This is a genomic window from Streptomyces sp. NH27, from assembly GCF_056859195.1.
The window spans coordinates 1-478 of the sequence record NZ_JACEGK010001078.1; the positions used below are offsets into that span (position 1 = coordinate 1).

At 43.7% G+C, this 478-nt stretch carries 2 protein-coding genes; both read right to left on the reverse strand.

The window, feature by feature from the left end; genetic code table 11:
* A partial coding sequence (locus AC13HU_RS38100) for a hypothetical protein (RefSeq protein WP_483046569.1) occupies positions 1-224 on the reverse strand: 224 nt, incomplete at its 3' end.
* Positions 225-239: 15 nt separating this feature from the next.
* A partial coding sequence (locus AC13HU_RS38105) for a ParA family protein (protein WP_483046570.1) occupies positions 240-478 on the reverse strand: 239 nt, incomplete at its 5' end.

Consider the following 478-nt stretch of genomic DNA (forward strand, 5'->3'; position numbering starts at 1 on the left):
GTCCCTTCGTCGGATGCTTTGGATTTCAATTTCTCGTACAAGCTAGGTTGCATCAATAGTTGCAGGCGTCTGCTCTTTTTCTCAACGTACTCTGGATTTAGTTTATATCCGTCAGGGATGCCCTGCTTTGGGGCGTCCTTTTTCTTTGGTTCTGGTGTTTCCTCTGGTGTGCTAATAAATTGCATAGCAGGGCTTTGGATGTTAGAAAAGTCTTTCTTTGCCATCGGCTTGATACTCCTTTAAAAAATGATGTTGGTTAAAATTTCTTTCGTTAATGCTTGGTAGTCTTTGCTTGCGTTGCTGTTTGGTGCATACTCGTAAAGGTTTTGACGTACCGCCTGCGCCTCTTTAACGGCTATATTCTCACGGATGCGTGTCTTAAATACCTTGGTGTCTAATTCCTTCGCCGTCCGCTCTAGTAACTCGGTCAATTCTCTAGTAAGTGTTGCTCGTGCATTGTACCTTGTCAAAGTGATGC